The organism is Microcoleus sp. F4-D5 (genome assembly GCF_036704885.1).
Taxonomy (GTDB): domain Bacteria; phylum Cyanobacteriota; class Cyanobacteriia; order Cyanobacteriales; family Microcoleaceae; genus Microcoleus.
Genome location: NZ_JAUBSX010000016.1, coordinates 56,287 through 72,987 on the forward strand (window position 1 = coordinate 56,287; position 16,701 = coordinate 72,987).

Below are 16,701 nucleotides of genomic sequence, written 5' to 3' on the forward strand. Positions count from 1 at the left end.
CTTTTTTTATGCCAGGTTTTGAGTTAAAAGTTCCTTTGAGATTTTCAGCCTCTACCTTACCGAAATGAAAACTGCGGCGTTGCACAATAGCAGTATGCCATCGATAGCACGCCCGCTGTAGAACAAACATATTTCAGCTATTAATAGGCACAGTTTTATGCTTTAAGTAATAAATGACCGATAGAATTGATATGGCCAACATCAAGAGAAACTTAGAGTAATAAAGAGTTTTTCTATTTTCTCGTCTTGTAAGAAAGACTCTTTCATTTTCTAAAAAGTTAGAAAACCATATTGGTGCTATTTAATATTTTATCCATCATTACAACTATATTTTGAGCCAATAAATATCTAATCACTACATATTTATTACTACCTGAATTTTTAACTTTTTCGTAATTCATTTTTGATTGTTGAATTTTTATCTGTTTTACAATTATATCAGACTTTCGCAGGAGGTCTAATGCACCAAAACCGTTGATAGCCAGTGCGAAAACCAAGCTTGCTACTTTACAACGTCAAGCGTCGCAGCAGGCAAAAGGTTCAAAAAATCAGCGTAAAAATTAAAAAAAATCAGCCGAATTCACGCGCAAATAGCTTGTATTCCTAAAGATTTCCTGCACGAGTTAACAACTTACTTAGCCAAGACTTTCAATTTAATCAAGATTGAAGACTTGAATGTCTTGGGGATGATGCCCGATCGCAAGCTGGCGGGGGCGATATCCGATCGGGGCTCTTACGAGTTCAAGCGTCAACTCGATTACAAATGCAACATGTATGGAGCGAATTTAGTGCTAGTAGACCAATGGTTCCCATTGCCCATGCCCAATTCCCCACTCAGAAACTCTCCCCCTCTCCTACTCTCCCCCCATCCGGTAAAATTGAAAGTGGCGTGTTTAACCAAAATTGGTAACTCTGAAAGTGCTAAAGACCCTTAGAGCTGACTTCAGTATAATTTTCGATCGCGACCCTGCCGCTCGCAACTGGCTGGAAGTTTTGTTTTGCTACCCCGGTCTTCAGGCCCTAGTGCTGCACCGCCTCGCACACTGGCTTTACGTGCTGGGACTTCCCTTCATCCCCCGCTTGATTTCGCACATTGCTCGTTTTTTGACCGGAATTGAAATTCATCCAGGGGCAACGATCGGCAAAAGCGTCTTCATCGACCACGGTATGGGGGTTGTGATCGGCGAAACAGCGATTATCGGCGATTTTGCCCTAATTTACCAAGGTGTCACCCTTGGCGGAACAGGCAAGGAAAGCGGCAAGCGTCACCCTACCGTCGGCGAAAATGTAGTTGTCGGTGCCGGCGCCAAGGTACTCGGCAATCTGCTAATTGGCAACAACGTTCGCATCGGCGCAGGTTCCGTCGTGCTCCGCGACGTACCATCTGACTGTACGGTTGTAGGGATTCCCGGCCGCATCGTCTATCGGTCGGGAGTGCGCGTCAATCCCCTAGAACACGGCAGTTTGCCGGATTCGGAAGCTGCGGTAATTCGCTCTTTGCTCGATCGCATCGAGTCCCTCGAACAGCAAGTAAAAAGTTTGCTTCCTCAAGCATCTGTCTCCTTAAATTCTGTTCCCAATTCCCACAATTTCCACTCAGTATCAGAAGCTTTAAACCAAGCCAGCAATGTAGCTTTAGCCGAAAAAACACAGCTAGGTACAACCCCTAGCTGCAAGTTAAAAGATAAAGCAATTCAAGAATTTTTCGACGGCAGCGGCATCTAAAATTTGAATTCGGCATAGGGCATAGGCCAGAGGGAATTGGCAATTGGGCCTGGAAGGTTATTGGTAACAAATAACCAATAACCAATAATCACTGACTAATGACTACCCAGATTTATCAGTGGAGTCGCTTTCTTCAATCTAAAATCTAAAATCTAAAATCTAAAATCGGTTGACTTCTTTTTCAAGGATTAACCGATCGCACAGACCAATTTCCCTCCGCGTCACGCCGATAAAGCGACCGATTTTGCGGTTCCCCCCGCAACTCCAACAAATCGACAGTTTCCGGTTCCAACAACAGCAAGCAAAAATTAGGCAGCGGTTCGATCGCATTTGGGGAAGCAGAATCAAAAGCACCAGCCTCCGCTTTGTCTTCCCCCGGATGCGGCCAAGCAAACTGAGATCTAGCCGCCTCTGAAAGCTCCTGCCAAGCTGTGCGGCGCGACAAGCACAACTGGGCCTCTGGATAATCTGCCCCTACCAAAATCAGTTGTCCAGCAATCCGAAATTGTTCGCGAGTTTTGGGGAAATACCAGCAAATTTCCCCCCAAGGATAGAGGTTAATTTCCTCAGCCTTTTGACTGCGAATATCTGTAATAAATTTCAACTGATTAGTATCTCCTAAAAAGCCTCGAAATACCACAGTGCGGTTGGCCGGACGGCCGGTGGCGCGAACAGTTGCTAGTTGCAAGTAGCGGGCAAAAGCTAAACTGCGGTTGCGGTGGAGGGCGCGAGCTAAGGGCGATCGCCAAAGTGCTAAAGACATAATTACAGCAGATTGCAGGTGTATCAGGTACAGTAAAATTTTGGGTTGAGAGGTTCTTGCGTTCGATCGCACGGCAATCGATCGCGGTGAGTTACAGGCAATCGGGCGCGGCCGGAAGCTCAAACCCGAGTGAGTTGGTGACAAGCAGCTTCAAAGACTGAGGCGACAGTCATCTTGGTTGAGGGGCGATCGCTCAAAAACAATTAGCCCGCCGACAAAGGGCCAATAGTACCGATTTCGCTCGCGGTTGAATCAGCGGCGGGCGATCGATCGTATTTGATTGTTAACAAAAGTAACTAATTGTATGGTTGGTGGTTTACAGCAATATAACCCTACACAAACATACCAACTATATCTATTTCTCGTTGAAGCTCAATAACTGAATAATAAATAGTGAAGTTTTTTTGATGACAAGCACAAATATGGATCGTACTACCTCTAAGGGAGCCACTCCTCTAAAAAAAGTGGGTTTTCTGGGGCGCTGCTGTAGCATATTGAAGCTCAATCCTCTTAACTTGGATTGTTCAACCTTAGCTAAGCTAGTGCAGCGCCCCAGAAAAAGCTTTTATAAATTTTCTAGCTCAGGCGATTTTATTGGCATTTGCGACATTAAGAGGGCAGCGTCTTCAACAGTCGGAAGCATTTCTTGTGTTTTGACAGGCTCTGTAGTTTCAAAATAAACATTCAGGGCGCTTTCTTCTAATAACATCTCTTTTCCCTGAATCGTTACGGGTTCGTGATGCACTTTCAGAATAACTACTCCAATTATTATCAGGAGAATAGCTCCTATTTTTAGCGGACTTGCCGACTCGTGGAACCAAATAATGCCGATCGCCGCGATCGAGATTGTTCCCAAACCAGACCAAACTGCATAAACGACGCCCAACTCAATTTTTTTGAGAGCAAACGCCAGTATAGTAAAACAGAGGCCATAGCAGACAAACATCAAAACAGAAGGCAATACTTTAGAAAAGCCTTCTGATAATTTCATACAACTCGTGGCTACCACTTCTAGAACGATTGCCAACAATATATATATCCAAACGCTCATTGTGTAAGTGCTTTTGTAATGTGTTGTTAGAGGCTATTTTGTTGGAAATTGCTATTCTTTAAAAATAGCAGTTCAGGATGTAAAATTCAAGGTGGCAACGGCTCCTCCGGTACTTACGGCGATCGCGAAAACTAATTAATCGCCAGAAATCTTTGCCCGTCAAGCATTTTCGATGACCCATGCCCTACGCCCCAGAAAGCTGAAAGCTGAGTTTCCCCCATTGTTAAAGGAGAACCAAGTTTAAGGCTTACCAAAGCGAACCAGCCGATACAGTGATATCCTGCATCGTAATTCCCAAGGCTTCATCGCGGCACAAGAAAACAGCCAGTTCTCCGATTTCTTCCGGCTGTATCATTCTTTTCTGCGGATTTGTCTGCTTGATTTCCTCCATGTATTCAGCTAAACCTTTGCCTTCGGTTTCAGCAAGTTCCCTCATCCAGTTTTTGCCGAAATCAGTTTCTACCCAGCCAGGACTAATAGAGTTGCAGGTGACACCGTGAGGTGCTGCTTCCAAAGCCACACATCGAGTTAGTCCCACTACTGCGGCCTTAGAAGCGCAGTAGGCGGCATTGGTGGGAGAACCCACTGAGGCAGCAGTGGAGGCAATGTTAATAATGCGACCCCACTTGCGATCGATCATTCCTGGCAGACAAAGCTTTATAGTACGATAGACACCGTTGAGGTTGACATCGATGACTTGATGCCAGAGTTCGTCAGAATGACCGCACATTGCCTGCTCGGCACCGATTGCGGCCGAATTGGCCAGGATATCTACTTTGCCAAAGGCTTTGACCACAGCAGTGTAAAAAGCCTGCACCGAGTCAGTTGATGTGACATCAAGGTTTATCGCCAGTGCCCTAACTCCCCGTGCTTCAATTTCGGCTTTGCACGGACTTGTGTTAGCAGTACCGGAACCTATCGCTACATCAGCCCCAGCTTCAGCAAAAGCAAGAGCCATAGCCCTGCCCATACCAGAGGCTCCTCCCGTTACCGCAGCCACACGACCTAACAAAAATTTTTCTTGGTTCATGTTATATTGCCATTTCCCTTAAACCTGTATGAACCTCCTCACCGCAAGCTTCATGCAAATAATACACTACACTGTCTGCCAATATCTCCATTGTTTCTCGACTGATGGAAGGCTCGGAAAAGAGAAAATTCAAAATTGCTTTTTTGCGAAACGTTGTGACAGCAAGAGCTGGGACTCCTGCAAAACCAGCCTGTCCAAAAATCAAGCTAATTTCTTCGAGTTCTAGTGCTCCGTAAGCTGTAGGGATATTCAGTTTTCCCATATTGGTGATCTCCACCGTTATCCCTAGTTCATTGGGACTGACAAGAATCTTCTGCGCCAACTCCCTATCAAACTCCGCTAAGTTAAATTGAACGCTGTGCGGTAAACCTTCTTTAATCTGTTGTCTGACCTCTCTCGCTAAATCCCAGAATGCGGTGTTTGTTTCTATAACGTGCCGTGAATACACCAACGAAATTAACCAACTCAGATGTTCGTTGCTAACAGCAGGTTCTAAATAGGGACGCAAATTAATAGAGGATTCACAGCTAAGGCGTAGGCTATCTGTTCTCTTTGTCTGCCGAATTATTTTTGCTATTGCCAATAGCATGGCAGCACATAAAGCTCCATTCACTGTTGTTTTTTCCTGGCGTGCCATTTTTTCGAGCTTTTGGATTAAGCCTTCGTTCAGTTGTCTGTAAAACCAGCCACTGCAACGGGACTTGATGGATACCAACTTCTCAACCGTTAAGTGGTCTATCTCTGCTATTTTAGTCTGGTTTTCCAGGCTGGCTTTTGCTGGCTTTGGCATGAGTTCTTCTAGTGGGGGAAGTGCAGCCAATTGTGCCACCTGATTTAGGAGTTCACCAAAATTTTTTTGGCAGCAGTATGTCAAGATTTCAGATTGCAGTTGCAGAAATGACAATCCATCTGCGATCGCATGATGCACGGTTGTAATCAGATGGCTAATACCATTGTCACCTTCATCCCTAACCAGCACAGCTCGCATCAGATACCTGCTAGAATCTATTTTTTCGTTGAGTTCTGATAATACAATTTCTTGCCAGTGTTTTTCATGGATTCGCTCCACAACTCGCAGAGGAATTTTCTGCGTTCCTTCCGTTTCAAAACGCAGGCGATCCAGATCCCCAACAATCCGACAATTCAGATAAGGGTGACGATACTGCGCCACTTCCAGAGCTTGTCTTAGAGTTTCTTCGCTTAGGAATCCTCTGATACGGCTAAACACAGTCATATTCCAGGTACTAGCTCGTCGATTTAATATTTCGAGCAGATGCTGATGAGGTGCAAGTATTCTGTTATTTACCATAAACTTAAGTCCTAAAGTATGCAGAAGTTACACTTTTTCAGTTACCGGAGTATTCACAAAACCGCTACCAGTAAAGTAGGCAAACAAAGTGCGAATAAATTTGCTGTCTGGTGGCGGACAAACAATGGAAGTATCTGTCAGTCTTCCCAGGGTATTTTGGCAGTCAAACTGTAACCCGATGGAGCAGAGTTCCAGATAGCTTAACTGCGTTCCAGTAATTTTTTCACTGAAAAGAGGCAACACAATACCCAACGCCGTTTCTTGGGAAGTCATAGCGAGATTTCTCAAATTGGATTGCCACTGGACATATTCTAGTTGTTTGATGGAATAGCCAAGAGTAATAATTTCTTTGATGAGTTGGCTCAAGTGTAAAGACTGAGGATTAACTAAATGAAAGACCTGCCCCTGAGATTCTTTCTGCTTTGATAAATAGACAATGGCTTTGCTCACATAGTCTACAGGTGTCATATCTATCGTTATATCTAAGTCAGGTGCAGTGCCTTGCTGGATAAACTGCTCGATCAGGCAGGACAGAATATCCTCAGTATTAGAAGCACCCGTTTGGCTGTGGCAGCTAATCATTCCGGGGCGGTATATACTAACTGGAATTCCTCGCGATCGCGCAGTTTGCAGCATTTTTTCTGCCACCCATTTACTTTGACAGTATCCACCGTAGACCACTTCACAATCATCGAGGTTATCTGCTTCTTGGATGCGCTTTTTCTCCTCCGAATAGCCAGTAGATTCAAACACACCAAGGGATGAAATGTAATGTACGGGTTTGAGTTTGCCAAGACTGGCTAATCTCAAAATTTCCTGAGTCCCCTGCACGTTAGTCGATCGCACGGCAGTGTAGGGATAAAGTATATTTACATCAGCGCCAGCGTGATAAATAATATCAATTTCGCTGGCAAGCTGGTAAAACTGTTGCTCGTCTAGTCCTAAAAGCGGCAGGGATAAATTGCCAAGTACGGGAATAATCCGGGAGTTGAGTTTCTCATTTTCCAATAAATGTCCCAGTAGATAGCGGTGCAGGTTTTTTTGGATTTTTTGCTTGGCTTGTGCTTCAGTTTTGCAGTTCCGAACCAGGCAATAAACTTTATTCTTGGTTTGTCCAAGAAGTTCTTCAAGTAAAAATGCTCCCAAAAAACCAGTTGCTCCCGTTAAGAAAATAGCATTTGGCTCAGTTACAGCCGCACCTGTGTTGGCTACAGGGCGGATGCTGGGATCTAGAACCGCTTCCCGTTGCAAATCTTTGACCGTTATCCCTTCTAGAGGAGTTGCTACGCCTGAGTGATGGAAGGATTCGATAGGGAACTGCGACGTATATTCGCCTATGGCTTGCACCATACCGATAACCGTAGGGTTCTCAAACAGGGAATGCAGGGGTAAATTGACTCCAAAAGCATCTTTCACTTGGGAGAGCAACTGCATTATCAGTAGGGAATGTCCTCCCAACTCAAAGAAGTTGTCCCGAACACCGACTGGATGGACGTTTAGCACTTTAACCCAGATATCAGCCAACTGCTTCTCGACTGGGCTATTGGGTGCGGCAAACTCTTGCTCCAAAATCGGTCTGTCGTGGGTGGGTGCTGGGAGCGATCGCCTGTCCACCTTACCATTAGGAGTTAGGGGTAGAGCCTCCAAAAAGACAAAAGCGGAGGGTATCATGTAATCCGGCAGCTTCTGTTTGAGGAAGTTCCGCAGCTTTGGCACCAGCGCTTCCTTGCTCTGCATCGGGTTATTGGCATAGGCACTCCAAGGTTGGAACTCTGGTTGTGTAGAGATGGCAGGAACTAACTCGTCTACCGTTGTTTCTATTCCTTGCCGCACAAACACCACGTCATAGCAGCCGTTGGCACCGTCTCCAGACCAAGTAGTGCAGATCGTATAAGGGAGTTCGGACTGCAAAGACCGCCAATCTTCTGGTTCTATTCCTGCTACCTGGATTTGCGATCGCAACTCACCTGCTGTCTGGGGAGGATGAGTGCTAGTTAGCAATTTTATCGCCTGAACATCTGCCCAAATCCGTGCGTTGGGAATCCGCGTAATTCTCAACCTCTCTGGATTGGTTTCTCTGACTCGCTCTCGGACAGTAGCCAATGTTAAATTATCGTGTTGCCAATCTAACTCTAACGGCTCGGCGATCGCGACAGAGGTCTTTTTACCCACATAGAGAACCACATCATAACGATATCGAGTCAGCTCATTTTGATAGCGCCCCCGCTTGAGCTGAATTTCCACACGACTAATCTGGGGTAGATGCTGCTGGAGTGCTATGAAAAAAGCTGGGTTGATAGTCAGTTTCTTTTCTTCGGCGATGCGTTGCTGGATGCGTTCATGTAGCGCGACTGCAGATAGAGAGGCAGGAGCCTGATGTAGCTGAACGGAGGTATGGAAAGCTTCTAGTAACGGGAAGCTGAGCACGTCCCCAATAAAAATGCAGCCTTCTGACTGTAATAATTTTACGACTTTTTCTAATACCTTCACCAAATATTCAATACTTGGAAAATACTGGATTACCGAATTAATCACCACGGTGTCAAAGGCTTCAGTATCTATGCCCTCCAACCCGTCTGCGGCGCTTTGTTTCAGTATCACTGATTGCGCTAAAGCGCTACTACTAACCTGCTGCTCAATGTAACGAATTGCCTCAGCAGAAATATCCGTGCCACAGTAATGCTGACAGTAGGGAGCGATGCGAAACAGCAGCAGACCCGTACCACAACCTATTTCCAGCAAACGCTTGGGTAGCAAGGAGAGAATGCGCTCCACAGTCAGCTCGACCCATTCCCGCACCTGGATTTCCGCCAGCGGCAAACCTGTATAGCTATCGTTCCAGCCCCCGATATGGAATGTTCCATCCCCATCTGCATCTGTCTTGCTGTAGGTTTCATCCCAGATTTTCTGCCATTGCTCTGTTTGCTCGTCCGGGCTGTTTGTTTCTAACTCTTGTACTTCTTCGGGTGGGGATGGGTGGAGCCGAACATAAGCCACCAAGCGTTTGTCCTTGGCTGCGTCTTCCCTAGCAATGACCACAGCTTGCTTCACGGCAGGGTGTTGATTAAGTAAGGCTTCAATTTCTCCAAGTTCGATGCGGAAGCCGCGAATTTTCACTTGGTTGTCGATGCGACCGAGGAATTCAATAGTGCCATCTGGTAAATAGCGAGCCAAGTCCCCAGTTTTGTACAGGCGCGAATCTGGTTCTTGGGTAAATGGGTTGGGAATAAACTTCTCGTCGGTCAGTTTGCTGCGGTTGAGGTAGCCTCGTGCAACACCAACTCCACCGATATGCAATTCACCTGGGATGCCGGTAGGAGCTAGCTGACCTGATTCTTGGAGCAGATAAATTTGGGTGTTGGCAATGGGATATCCGATGGGAACTGGGCTATCTCCTGATTGCACTTGGTGGATAGCTGACCATACGGTAGCCTCTGTGGGGCCGTAGAGGTTCCACAGGCTATGACTTTTTTCTAGCAACTGATTGGCTAGCTCTGGCGATAAGCTTTCTCCACCGCAGAGAATTTTCAATTTTTTGTTGCCACCCCACCCAGCTTCTAGCAACATTCGCCACGTTGCTGGAGTGGCTTGCATAACGTTAGCATCAGATTTTCTCAGCAGTTTTATCAGTTGTGCTGCGTCTGTAGCAACTTCATGACTTGCTAATACTAGACGTGCGCCCGTTATCAAGGGCAAGTAAATTTCCAACACTGCGATATCAAAGGATATGGTGGTGACAGCAACGAGGGTATCTTGTTGGGTCAGTCCCGGAGAAAGGCGCATGGAATTTAAGAAGTTGACCACAGATTTGTGGGTTATTTCAACTCCTTTAGGCTTGCCCGTAGAGCCTGACGTGTAAATGACGTAGCCTAAATTTTCATCTATTACCCCGCTGTCTGGATTCTCGAAACTGTTTTCAAACCGCGCCTCTTCTGTGTTATCTAGGCAGAGCAGCTTTAGCTTTTTGCTGTTAGGATGGGGCGACGCCGGTGTGGCGAAATCTAGCAGTCCCGCTGCCAACTTTTCCTGAGTCAAGATTATTGGTAATTGGGCATCTTCTACCGTGAAGGCTAGACGTTTTACCGGATAGGTGGGATCTAATGGAACGTAAGCCCCACCAGCTTTCAGGATTGCCAAGAGCCCAACGACTAGATTAAGCGATCGCTCCAAGCAAATGCCCACCAGCACCTCTGGTCTCACTCCCAAGCCTCGCAGGTAGCGTGCAAGTTGATTCGATCGCTGATTTAGCTCTCGGTAAGTTAGCTGCTCATCTTCAAAAACCACAGCTATGGCTTCTGGCGTTCGTTCTACCTGTGCCTCAAACAGTTGATGGATGCAAAAACTATTCATAAATTTCACGAAAAGTTTCTTGTTCGTTAAGTTCAAATTCTTAATTCCCCACACTCGAACCTGCAACCTCACACTCCAAAGCCAGGAACACCAAGGATTTACACTTTTCTTAGTGCCATTTCACCCAGTACCAGTACCCAGCTTTGACTAAGTCGGTTGATGTGACATCAAGGTTCATCGGAAGTGTCCTAACTCCCAGTGCTTCAATTTCGTCTTTGTATGGATTTGTGCTAGCAGTGCGATAGCGCTACATCAGCCGCAGCTTCAGCAAAAGCGAGAGCCATAGCCCTGCCTATTCCAGAGGCACGGCCCGTTACCGCAGGCACAGGACTTTTCAAAAATTTTTCTTGACTCAATATCATGTCCGAGAGCTTACCCATAATACCTATAATGCAGAGACCTTAGGTGTAAAGTATCTACAGATATTTGATTACGGTCGTGTTACCGGACATGATATCATTTCACCCCGATCTTTCATCGGCTAATAATTTCTAACTCAATCAACAGTAACATTCGACACACATATGCAGAAAGTGGATTTTGAGATTCAACTACCAGAAACCGAAATTGTTCGGAACTTACCCATCCAGGAAGAATTCTTTTGGTTAAGCCAAAATGGAAATGAAGGCAAGCTGAGATTGCACGACTACGCTCAAATTTATCGGATTCCACATCTGTACGAATATTTAATGGAAAAGTTGCAGGCTAAATCCCATATGATACTGTCTTCTTTACTGATAGATAAAGTCACCCAAGCTGGCGGCGATGTTAAGGATTTAGTAGTGCTAGAAATTGGGGCTGGAAGTGGAATGGTAGGCAAAGCTCTAGCAGATTTGGGGGTGAAATCAATCACTGGAATTGACATTCTTCCAGAAGCTGCCCGAGCAGCAAAACGCGAATGTCCAGGAGTTTACGAGAATTACTACGTTGAAGATCTGACCAATTTAAGCTCCGCGGCACGGAACGCCCTAAGCAGCCGAGGGTTTAATTGTATGGTTTGTGCTTCTGCACTCACGTCTAATCACATTCCTCCCTTAGCCTTGGCTACCGCATTTAACCTGATAGCACCCAATGGCTCGATTGCCTTCAACGTGCAGAAAGAAGGCTGGGAGGAGAAAGGCGAGGCTTCTTTTGTGGCACGGAACCCTTGGGTAGCCGAAACGGACATTTTTGAGATTGCCCAGAAGCATGACTATCAGCATCGATTTCACATGGACGGACGCCCCCTATACTATAAAGCCACGATCGGCACAAAGCGAGCCAACATACATCAAAGCTAACTGAAGAGAGGGGAACTGAAATCGCAAAATCAGGATTATTGGCTGCCAATATTTAGTTTTCCCCTTAAAAACACCACACTATATACCGGATCGGGAGGGAATTAGCATGAACTTTCAACAGTTTATCGAGCAAAGCTACTTAATTTTAAGACAAGATTACTTTAAATCAGTCGTCAAGCCAAGTGATTTAGAGATATTGCATCAAAATATCGTCTTATTTCGTGAGGGAATGCGAAGATTTTTTGAAAGACCAGATCGGGAAAGAGACTTGTTTAAGTCTGGCGATTATGTTTTTCGGAGTTCAGGATATCTTGCAGGTTACTGGCCTCAAACAGTATATGATGATATCTATGAGGCTAAAAAGTTTCCCCTTGAATACTACAATTCTAAAAAATTTTATTCAGGTGACAGAGATGGATTCTTTGTACCTGAGAATAATGTGAACTTAGAAAGCCTACCTGAAGTTGAAAAATTGCCTCATCACCAAGGATATGATATTGCACAGTTTGTTAACCGTCACATAAATTCTCCTCTGCTTGAAGAATTGAGACGTTACTTAGAGCCCAATTCACATCTTTCGTGTATTCTCCAAATCAAACCGGCTTATTATCGGGAACAAGTGATACTAGAGTTGCATCGGGACAAGAGCTTTATCCAAAGCATTATAGGGCCTACATCAAATTTAACGATCCAGCCTGAAGGCGCTACTGAACCTCAAACGGTAACGCTTGACATTGGGGAAATACTCGTCTACACAGGCTTTCAGTTTCAGGAATATTTCAAAAATGTTGATGTCCTTGCTCAGGTTAAGCCTCTTGCTCACGGAGTAATAGCTGAAGAAAAGCGTATGAGTATTGTAGCAAGCACTATTTTGAAAACCTAACTACTCATTGGAAGAGCTCACTTCTGTTTGCCAAATTTGTTATGACGGCGATGCCATCGTCCGGTCTGTTGTCCGATCGTCAGTTTCTTTTTAATGGAACATACAGCAGATTGGAGGTGTATGAGGTAAAGTAAAATTTGGGGGGTTGAAAGGTTCTTGCGTTCGATCGCACGGCAATTGATCGGGGTGAGTTACAGGCAATCGGGCGCGACAGGAAGCTCAAACCCGAGTGAGTTGATGACACGCAGCTTGAAAGACTGAGGCGACAGTCATCTTGGGGTGAGGGGCGATCGCTCAAAAACAATTAGCCCGCCGACAAAGGGCCAATAGTACCGATTTTGCTCGCGGTTGAATCACCGGCGGGCGATCGTGGGGGAGTCCACTCAGCGCAGGCAAGAGTCAATTTGTGTCAGCATCTAAAATCCCATAAAATTAGTTAACCTTTAAAAAAAAACTTTACGCAGTAGTCAACCCATGACAGATGGGTAGCGAGTAATTGGTAATGGGTAATTAGTGGATTTTTACATTTACTTCTGCCTCCTGATTCTCTCCCTAAACTCACAATTAACAACTCTTAAAATCTTGCTATTGGTAATTTTATGTCAAATTCAATTTCAAAACTCAAAACTATTGAAACTCCCCACAGCGGCTACCACTGGGACGGCAGTTCCAGGCGCTTTTTTGAAGGTTGGTACTATCGAATAACATTACCGATTCACGGACAATCCTTTGCATTCATGTATTCCATCGAAGACCCCAGAGGCGGTCAACCTTACAGCGGCGGTGCAGCACAAATTCTCGGTCCGAAAGATAGCTATTTGTGCCGCACCTTCCCCGATGTAAATAAGTTTTGGGCGCACCGAGAAAGCTTGGGTTTGGGACATTGGGGCAGAACAGATTTACAAATTAAACCGCAATATTTAGAGCCGCAAATATTCGACAGTCGCGTCGAAGAAGGCTATCAAGCTACTGCTACTTTGAATCAAGGTTATCTGCACGATCCTGGAAGCGGCAGTCGCTGTTTTTGGCAGTACGAAATTCAACCTATTTACGGCTGGGGAAACTCTGAAGAAATCCAGAAGTCAACGGCGGGAATGCTATCTTTTATGCCCGTATTTGAACCGGGCTGGCAAATTTTAATGGCTCACGGTTTAGCCACTGGCTGGATTGATTGGAACGGCCAACGCTACGAATTTAAAGATGCTCCCGCTTACAGCGAAAAAAACTGGGGCGGTGCTTTTCCGCAAAAGTGGTTTTGGGTTAATTGCAATTGTTTTCAAGGCGAAAAGGATTTAGCTTTAACTGCTGGCGGCGGGAAGCGGGGCGTGCTGTGGTGGATGGAGTCGGTAGCAATGATTTGTCTGCATTACCGAGGAAAATTTTACGAATTTGTGCCGTGGAATTCGCAAGTTAGCTGGAATATCGAGCCTTGGGGAAGCTGGAAAATGCAGGCTAGAAACAGCCAATTTGAAGTTGAGTTAATTGCCACTACAAACAGTTCTGGTACTTATCTGCGAGCTCCTACAGAAAAAGGTCTGGCTTTTTGCTGCCGGGATACGACGCACGGCAAATTGCGCTTGCAACTGCGAGAGTTGTTGGGGGGAAATGTTGACAAAAATGGCAAGCAGCGTTCTAGAATTATCTTAGAGGCTCAAAGTTCTTTGTCGGGTGTGGAGGTTGGGGGCGGGCCTTGGGATGAAGTTTGGCGATCGAATTAAGTCATTAGTCATTAGTCATTAGTCATTAGTCAGCAGTCAGCAGTCAGTTAATAGTTAACAGTTAACAGTAGTCTGAACAACCATGAGCAATTTACTCGGTTTACAATTAAGCAAATTCTACCGCAGCCAGCGGTTACAACAAGCTCTCAAGGTGATTTTGGGACTAATTTTGTGTTTGGGGACAATCTTGATGCCTGCGGCTATTGCTAGTGCCGCAGGTGATTTGTCTCGCCAACCAGTCACCGAAATTACTGTTAGTTTAGGTAACGAAGCTGGGGAACTCAAATTTTTTCCCAATCAGCTAGAATTTGAATCGGGAAAGCGCTATAAATTAGTGCTGAAAAATCCCAGTTCGCAGAAACATTATTTCACTGCCAAAAACTTTGCTGATGCGAGTTGGACTCAAAAAGTTGAAGCTGGCAATGTGGAAATTAAAGGAGCGATTCACGAATTGGAACTTAAACCGGGCGCTATGGCAGAATGGGTGTTTGTGCCGATGAAATCGGGAAGTTACAACCTGCGGTGTACGGTAGCCGGACATACAGAGGCGGGGATGATTGGGAAAATTACGATCGCCTCTTAAATCCCAGTTAATACATTAACAGATTGACTAATTTTTGTGTAATAGGAAAATTAGTTTGACGCTCAAAGTGTATGAACATCGGACTAGGATTTGCCTCTAAAAATACATACTCACCCGTTGGCTTGAGACGCCAATCAATAGCAGTCCAATCTAGCATAAATGCCTTTAATATTGCCAAACATTGTTTTTTAACTGATTCTGGCAAATATATCGGAATTATCTCTGCCTCTAAATCTTCCCGAAAATCCAAAGCTTGACTGCGAATTTCCGCAGAATAGACTGATTCACCAATCACATAACTGCGAATGTTTGTGCCAGGAATATACTCTTGTATTGTTACTGGAGAAATACTCAAAGCCAAGTCCAGCCTATGAGGTTCTAAATGCGCCTCTGTCACGAACTTGGTATGAGCGCCACCACAAACAGGCTTAAAAATTACTTTTTGATGAGCTTTGACAAATTCTCTAACTTGCTCTGGATTGTTGCTGATTAAAGTTGCAGGAATGGTAACTCCTATTTGCTTTGCCAGACTCAGTTGTAGGGGTTTTTCTTTATGAAATTGGTAGGCCTGCCAGGAATTTATCCAGCGAGCCGGACAAGCTTGCACGAGCGATCGCACTGTACTCATTGAATCATTAAATGCAACTTGCTGTTGATTTGCATCTTTTAAAGGTGGAACATAAACACCGGAAAAATTGCGCCAAAATACACTGTGAATATCTTGAAAATTCAACTGGCGACCTCCGGGTAGCGTCAAGCACCCTAACAGGGTATCAGGTTGCCAAGACAGACGTAATTGTCTGGGAAACAGATAGGTATTTAAATAATCTACTTCTGCACCGGCTTGGGTGAGAGCATCTTTTATATGAGCAGCATGAGCATCTGAACCATTACCCAGAATTAAAATGTTCATGGGAAATTTTAAAATTAAAAATCTGCTTTAAAAATCTGCTAAAATGCAAGTAAATAAATGAAAAGTCGCATCACTTGTTTTGAGTGTGTTGCAACTTTTTATTTATTAAAAAAACTGTCGAATGAGCCTGAATCTTTGACAGTCTCATTACAGAAACAATTTCAAGACTTCAGGAATTAGGCAGAATCTCTTCTACAATTGTCGCCACGAATGAGATTACGAAGGAATAGGGCCTCCACCCTCTTCACCGACAGCCATAGTTGTCATCGGAGGGTCGAACAAAGGCGGGCGAGGAAATCCTTCTCCTCCTCCTTCACTTCCCGGACAGGGAGCTGAGATACACTGTATCGGACCACCCCCGCCTTCTTCACCTAGAGCCAGAGTCGTGTAGCGAATTCCACCTCGGATGTGGGCGGCCTCTTCATCAGTTAGCGGCTCTCCAAAATCTAAATCCATTGCTTCGAGTTCAGCAGGATCTAAGTCAAAAGGATGATTCATAAAATTCTCCTAATTGAGTAAAAGATTATCCGGGTTTACATATAATCTAGCTCAGGAGAACCGAGTTATGTTGCCTTTTTGGCAGATTTCAAATTGAATTAACCAAACTTAAACAAGTCTTCAACCGTACAAATTTTTATGTAGACTCTAGCGGAGCCATCGTCAGTCCAGCACGGCTCAATTGCATGTGATAGAGTTCTGCTTGCTCTTGCGGGCCAACCCAGACGGTTGCCTGGCCTTCGTTGTGGATTTGGTTGGCGAGTTTCCAAGCTCGATCGCTCGTCATCCCTGGAATGTATTTTGTCAAACATTCCACAACGTGCTGAAACGTGTTGAAATCATCGTTGAGGACTATTACCCGATAGTTGGGATAAGGTTTGCGGGTAACTTGACTCGATCGAACGGGTGCTATGGTTGGTGAAGAGGTCATCGCGCGAACAGCCACTGAAACTACAAAATTCGTTAAATAGTTACCTCCGACATAATAACACAATTTCACAATTTTTCAACCCCTACTTGGTATTTCTATCCGCTTCGGGGTTTATTTTCACCACCGGAACCTGCGTTAGATTTCTCCAGAAACTTTGGGGAGTAGGGG

At 45.0% G+C, this 16,701-nt stretch carries 14 protein-coding genes; 6 read left to right on the forward strand and 8 right to left on the reverse strand.

Annotated features, from left to right (window positions below; all coding sequences use genetic code 11):
• Positions 1–614 precede the first annotated feature (614 nt).
• Positions 615–935: a transposase gene (locus tag QUA80_RS10365; protein ID WP_333423908.1), complete on the forward strand. Its 321-nt coding sequence runs from the start codon at positions 615–617 to the stop codon at positions 933–935.
• Positions 919–1,725 (forward strand): serine O-acetyltransferase, encoded by an 807-nt coding sequence (gene cysE / locus QUA80_RS10370; protein WP_333423835.1) that lies wholly within the window; start codon positions 919–921, stop codon positions 1,723–1,725. Before QUA80_RS10365 ends, cysE begins: the two co-directional genes overlap by 17 nt.
• A gap of 181 nt (positions 1,726–1,906) precedes the next feature.
• Here cysE and QUA80_RS10375 read toward each other — a convergent pair whose 3' ends face one another.
• The 5 genes from QUA80_RS10375 to QUA80_RS10395 all read right to left on the reverse strand — a co-directional run bounded on the left by QUA80_RS10375 (position 1,907) and on the right by QUA80_RS10395 (position 10,228).
• The gene (locus tag QUA80_RS10375) at positions 1,907–2,488 is read right to left on the reverse strand and encodes an Npun_F5749 family FMN-dependent PPOX-type flavoprotein (protein WP_333423910.1); all 582 of its coding nucleotides are present in this window, start codon (positions 2,486–2,488) and stop codon (positions 1,907–1,909) included.
• Between the two features lie 565 nt (positions 2,489–3,053).
• Positions 3,054–3,539, reverse strand: coding sequence for a multidrug efflux SMR transporter (locus QUA80_RS10380; protein WP_333423837.1), 486 nt, complete (start codon positions 3,537–3,539; stop codon positions 3,054–3,056).
• A gap of 247 nt (positions 3,540–3,786) precedes the next feature.
• A complete protein-coding gene (locus QUA80_RS10385; RefSeq protein WP_333423839.1) occupies positions 3,787–4,569 on the reverse strand; it encodes an SDR family oxidoreductase in 783 nt (260 codons plus the stop codon).
• Between the two features lies 1 nt (position 4,570).
• Complete coding sequence (locus QUA80_RS10390; RefSeq protein WP_333423841.1) at positions 4,571–5,878, reverse strand: phthiocerol/phthiodiolone dimycocerosyl transferase family protein; 1,308 nt, start codon at positions 5,876–5,878, stop codon at positions 4,571–4,573.
• A gap of 27 nt (positions 5,879–5,905) precedes the next feature.
• The gene (locus QUA80_RS10395) at positions 5,906–10,228 is read right to left on the reverse strand and encodes an amino acid adenylation domain-containing protein (protein WP_333423843.1); all 4,323 of its coding nucleotides are present in this window, start codon (positions 10,226–10,228) and stop codon (positions 5,906–5,908) included.
• Between the two features lie 524 nt (positions 10,229–10,752).
• On the opposite strand from QUA80_RS10395, the gene QUA80_RS10400 reads away from it, so the two are divergent.
• From QUA80_RS10400 to QUA80_RS10415, 4 genes are all read left to right on the forward strand, one after another.
• Positions 10,753–11,508, forward strand: coding sequence for a class I SAM-dependent methyltransferase (locus QUA80_RS10400; protein ID WP_333423845.1), 756 nt, complete (start codon positions 10,753–10,755; stop codon positions 11,506–11,508).
• A gap of 106 nt (positions 11,509–11,614) precedes the next feature.
• Positions 11,615–12,391 (forward strand): hypothetical protein, encoded by a 777-nt coding sequence (locus QUA80_RS10405; RefSeq protein ID WP_333423847.1) that lies wholly within the window; start codon positions 11,615–11,617, stop codon positions 12,389–12,391.
• Positions 12,392–12,990: 599 nt separating this feature from the next.
• Positions 12,991–14,109, forward strand: coding sequence for a tocopherol cyclase family protein (locus tag QUA80_RS10410; protein ID WP_333423849.1), 1,119 nt, complete (start codon positions 12,991–12,993; stop codon positions 14,107–14,109).
• 82 nt (positions 14,110–14,191) lie between these two features.
• Entirely contained in the window at positions 14,192–14,692 is a 501-nt protein-coding gene (locus QUA80_RS10415) for a plastocyanin/azurin family copper-binding protein (RefSeq protein WP_333423851.1), read from the forward strand.
• A gap of 7 nt (positions 14,693–14,699) precedes the next feature.
• Here QUA80_RS10415 and QUA80_RS10420 read toward each other — a convergent pair whose 3' ends face one another.
• The 3 genes from QUA80_RS10420 to clpS form a co-directional block, all read right to left on the reverse strand.
• Positions 14,700–15,605, reverse strand: a complete 906-nt coding sequence (locus QUA80_RS10420; protein WP_333423852.1) for a hypothetical protein — start codon at positions 15,603–15,605, stop codon at positions 14,700–14,702.
• A 216-nt stretch (positions 15,606–15,821) separates the two neighbouring features.
• Positions 15,822–16,103, reverse strand: coding sequence for a hypothetical protein (locus tag QUA80_RS10425; RefSeq protein ID WP_333423854.1), 282 nt, complete (start codon positions 16,101–16,103; stop codon positions 15,822–15,824).
• Between the two features lie 136 nt (positions 16,104–16,239).
• On the reverse strand, positions 16,240–16,533 hold the full coding sequence (clpS, locus tag QUA80_RS10430) for an ATP-dependent Clp protease adapter ClpS (protein WP_332982802.1): 294 nt from the start codon (positions 16,531–16,533) through the stop codon (positions 16,240–16,242).
• Positions 16,534–16,701: the final 168 nt, after the last annotated feature.

Bases quoted from the DNA above. Each gene is read 5' to 3' on its own strand.
- QUA80_RS10375 (WP_333423910.1), bottom strand. From the start codon at position 2,488: ATGTCTTTAGCACTTTGGCGATCGCCCTTAGCTCGCGCCCTCCACCGC.
- QUA80_RS10380 (WP_333423837.1), bottom strand. From the start codon at position 3,539: ATGAGCGTTTGGATATATATATTGTTGGCAATCGTTCTAGAAGTGGTA.
- QUA80_RS10385 (WP_333423839.1), bottom strand. From the start codon at position 4,569: ATGAACCAAGAAAAATTTTTGTTAGGTCGTGTGGCTGCGGTAACGGGA.
- QUA80_RS10390 (WP_333423841.1), bottom strand. From the start codon at position 5,878: ATGGTAAATAACAGAATACTTGCACCTCATCAGCATCTGCTCGAAATA.
- QUA80_RS10395 (WP_333423843.1), bottom strand. From the start codon at position 10,228: ATGAATAGTTTTTGCATCCATCAACTGTTTGAGGCACAGGTAGAACGA.
- QUA80_RS10400 (WP_333423845.1), top strand. From the start codon at position 10,753: ATGCAGAAAGTGGATTTTGAGATTCAACTACCAGAAACCGAAATTGTT.
- QUA80_RS10405 (WP_333423847.1), top strand. From the start codon at position 11,615: ATGAACTTTCAACAGTTTATCGAGCAAAGCTACTTAATTTTAAGACAA.
- QUA80_RS10410 (WP_333423849.1), top strand. From the start codon at position 12,991: ATGTCAAATTCAATTTCAAAACTCAAAACTATTGAAACTCCCCACAGC.
- QUA80_RS10415 (WP_333423851.1), top strand. From the start codon at position 14,192: ATGAGCAATTTACTCGGTTTACAATTAAGCAAATTCTACCGCAGCCAG.
- QUA80_RS10420 (WP_333423852.1), bottom strand. From the start codon at position 15,605: ATGAACATTTTAATTCTGGGTAATGGTTCAGATGCTCATGCTGCTCAT.
- QUA80_RS10425 (WP_333423854.1), bottom strand. From the start codon at position 16,103: ATGAATCATCCTTTTGACTTAGATCCTGCTGAACTCGAAGCAATGGAT.
- clpS (WP_332982802.1), bottom strand. From the start codon at position 16,533: ATGACCTCTTCACCAACCATAGCACCCGTTCGATCGAGTCAAGTTACC.